Annotated in this window: 1 protein-coding gene; it reads right to left on the bottom strand. The window is 53.0% G+C overall.

The window, feature by feature from the left end:
• Positions 1-4,127 (bottom strand): calcium-binding protein (locus GUA87_RS17765; protein WP_193717971.1); only part of this gene is annotated, 4,127 nt, incomplete at both ends.

Below are 4,127 nucleotides of genomic sequence, written 5' to 3'. Positions count from 1 at the left end.
CCATACATGAGGTCAGCACCTTCACCACCAGACATGGTGTCGTTACCGGAACCACCACCCATGGTGTCAGCGCCGTCGTCACCCCACATGCGGTCATTGTCACCGCCGCCGGACATGATGTCGTTGCCATCACCACCGATCATGACGTCGTTGCCAAGACCGCCAGTCATCACATCGTCACCAGCCTGACCAGACATATAGTCATCACCGTCATCGCCGTGCATTGTGTCAGCGCCGCCTTCACCATACATGGTGTCGTTGTCAGCACCGCCATACATCAGGTCATCGTCACCAACTTCGGCGCCATCACCATTGTCACCATACATGACATCAGCACCTTCGCCGCCATACATGGTGTCCGCACTTCCGGAGCCGCCATACATTGTGTCAGCACCGCCGTCACCATGCATTTCGTCGTTACCGGAGTTGCCATACATCAGGTCATCATCAGCACCACCGCGCATATAGTCGTCACCTGTACCGCCACGCATTGTGTCGTTACCTGTGCCGCCATACATGTCATCATTGCCTTGATCGCCCAGCATGCTGTCTGCGCCAGCACCACCGAACATCAGATCATCACCGCGATCACCGCGCATCCGGTCGTTATCAGCACCGCCATCCATGGTATCGGCACCACGGCCACCACGCATGTAGTCTTCGCCGTCTTCGCCATACATCAGGTCATCGCCATTCTCACCATAGAGACTGTCGTTACCTGTGCCACCGAAGATCGTGTCCGCTGCGTCACCGGTCCAGATGCGGTCATTACCGCCGTCACCATAGACAGTGTCATTGCCACTGTTCAGGAAGTTGTCATCGAAGATGTCGTTACCTTCGCCAAGGTGTGCCAAGTCGTTACCGCTGCTGCCTGGGCCGTCATTTCCGTTGTTGTTGGAACCACCCCAGACAGTGTCGTTACCGTCACCACCCAGAAGCGTGTCGTCACCAGCATTACCATACATCAGGTCATGGCCGTTGCCGCCTGAAACAACATCGTTGCCAGCTCCACCGCGCATGGTGTCGTTACCGTCATCACCATACATATGGTCATGGCCATCTTCACCGAACATCAGGTCGTTGTCAGCGCCGCCACTCATGATGTCGTTATCTGAACCGCCATACATGGTGTCATTACCTGATCCACCACCCATAACATCATTGCCAGAGTCGCCATACATCAGGTCATCGCCACTTTGGCCCTGCATGAAGTCGTTACCGGAACCACCATACATCAGGTCATCATTGTCACCACCAAACATGGCGTCGTTGCCAGACTGACCATACATCAGGTCTTCGCCTTGCTGGCCGAACATCACGTCATTGCCAGAGCCGCCCAACATCAAGTCGTTGTCGGAACCTCCGTCCATGGTGTCATTGCCCTGACCGCCATACATGGTGTCGTCACCGCTGTCGCCATACATCTGGTCATCGCCGTAGGAACCATCCATGGTATCATTGCCGGAGCCGCCATACATGGTGTCATTGCCGAAGCCGCCACGCATGTAATCGTTACCGGAATTGCCTTCCATATAGTCGTCGCCACGGCCACCGAACATTTCATCGTTGCCCGAACCACCGAACATGCGGTCATTGTCCCATTGACCATGCATTGTATCGTTGCCGGAGCCGCCATACATCAGGTCACGGCCATAGCCGCCATACATAAGATCACGGCCGCTGTCACCGAACATGCTGTCGTTGCCGTCGTCGCCATACATCACATCGTCGTTATAGCCGCCATACATAATGTCATGGCCTGTACCGCCATACATCAGGTCATTGCCCTGGCCACCATACATGGTGTCGTTACCGGAGTTGCCGCGCATTACGTCGTTACCGATACCACCAGCTGCGATATCGTCACCCATGCCAGCAAGGATCAGGTCATCACCGCCTTGACCGAAGATGATGTCATTACCAACACCACCATAGATCAGGTCAGAACCGCCAAACATCAGGCCGAACTCATACATGTATTCTTCCATGATGTAACGGAAGGCCCCTGGGCCGTAGTAATACATGGACTCGCGGATATCGAAGTAGAACTCGCGGACGTCATCGACTGTCAGCTCATCTGGAATTGCCGCATTGTCACCAAAGATCAGGTCATCGCCATTACCCGCAACAATGATGTCGCGCATGTAAGGGTTGTCGTAATAGTAATACATTGCAGGCACTTTGATAGCCATTGAAGGGCCATTATCGCCATACATGCCGTCATTACCATTACCACCCTGGAAGGTGTACAGGTTGTCACCTACCAGAAGGTCACCACCGCGTTCACGGTAGCCAAACTCATCACCGATTTCACGGCCATACATATAGTCATAGTCGTCAGTGTAGTTAAGCGCAAAGACCTGTTGTTCGTCATTGCCTTCACCGCCATACATCATGTCATCATCGCGGCGGCCGAACAGAATATCTGTACCTGTGCCACCCACAAGGATGTCATTGCCTTCATCGTCGATCAGGACGTCCCCGCCGGAGCCGCCATACATCATGTCATTGCCGGCACCACCGCTCAGGTAATCGTTATGAGCGCCGCCATCCAACGTGTTGGAGCCTTCATCGCCAATCAGGAAGTCCTGGGCACGGCCACCATAAACAACACCGGTTTCTTCGTTTGTGAAGTCGTCGCTATTTTCACCAACGATGATTACATTCTGACCATCATTGTCGATATCTTCATCCCCATCCGGATCAATCAAAGGTGTTGGACCTTCAGGTTGACCTGGGTTCATGTCGTCATAGTATGGATCCTGTGGGTTTGGATCGTATGTGTCATTGACCAGACCAATGGTGTGGGTCAGGCCGGTTGTCCAGTCTGCTGCTGTGTCTGAATCAAAATTATCAACACGCGCAAAGATGTTGTTCACTGGAATATCCAGGAAGAAGTCGCTGCCCAGTGGGCCTTCTGCAACCATCTGGTCAAGGCTGATTGGCGCGTAAGCATCAAACACTTGCGGCGCGACAGTTTCCTGTGTGGAGATCTGACCGTTGAAGGTGTTGCTGTCACCGAAGATATCCAGTTCCGCACCAAGTTCAGGAACTGGGATCCAGTTACCGTTCAGGCCAGCTGGCTCAAACTGAGCGCCATTGGCTAGGAAGGTGTCGATCTGTCCGACATCACCACCAAGCGCCCATGTCAGTAGAATCCCAAGTGGTTCTGTTGTGTCGGCACCCATCGGCCAGTCGTCACTACCAAGACCACCCGCATCAATGATGTTCCCGTCCGCATCGAAGATCATGAAGATCGTCTCGATGACAGGATCTTCTTCACCTTCGCTAACGCTTTGCATCATCACCAACTGACCGCCAGATGGGACTGTCAAGTTTGGCAGATCAAAGGAAACCGGATCTCCATCCGGACCAATAATGGACACTGTTGTGACACCTTCGCCAACAGTGGAAGGACCGTTACCTTGTGTGGACTGGTCTGAACCAGTGTTGTTGCGAAGTTCGATGAACTCAACTTCACCCCTACCTTCTCCTGTATTTTCAAGGAAGGCATCAATTGCGGCGTTACCAAACTCTTGCATTTTGGTAAGTAGGCTTTCACCTTCTTTAATGGCAAAGGTGGAAATGTCATCATTCCCTGGATAGTAGTCATCCAGAAGAGTGACACCCAGACCGATTTCGTTCAGAAGGAATTCAGGCTGACCTGGAAGCGCAACCGCAAAGTCAGGCTCTTCATTAGCCGGGAAGCCAAGAGCTGTTGGGTCGAGAAGACCGGAAATACCAATACCGTCACCAATGCCATCATCTGCATAAGCGGCAAAGTTGGCACCGCCGCCATCACCACCGGCACCTGGGCCCGCCGCAGGCGCAACCGCACCTGGATCAAATCCTTCAACAAGATCGGAGGCTTCCGCAGCGCTGATCACTGTGCCATCTGACAATGTCAGCTGTGGTGGCAGCTCAGTGGTCGCTTGCGTAAAGAAGTCTTCAAGAACAATACGTGCGCCGTCTGCGATATTCGTAATAATTAGGTCACTGCCATCCTGTGAAAAAACGACAAGATCAGGGCTCGAAACATCCAACAAGATGTTCTGTCCACCCTCAACCGCAACAACTGTACCGCTTGCACTGCCACTTACTGTACCGTTTTCCGTCTTCGCCATTAT

The organism is Sneathiella sp. P13V-1 (genome assembly GCF_015143595.1).
Classification (GTDB): domain Bacteria; phylum Pseudomonadota; class Alphaproteobacteria; order Sneathiellales; family Sneathiellaceae; genus Sneathiella.
Note: the sequence above shows the minus strand (reverse complement) of the source record. Positions and strands in the feature narration are given on the sequence as shown.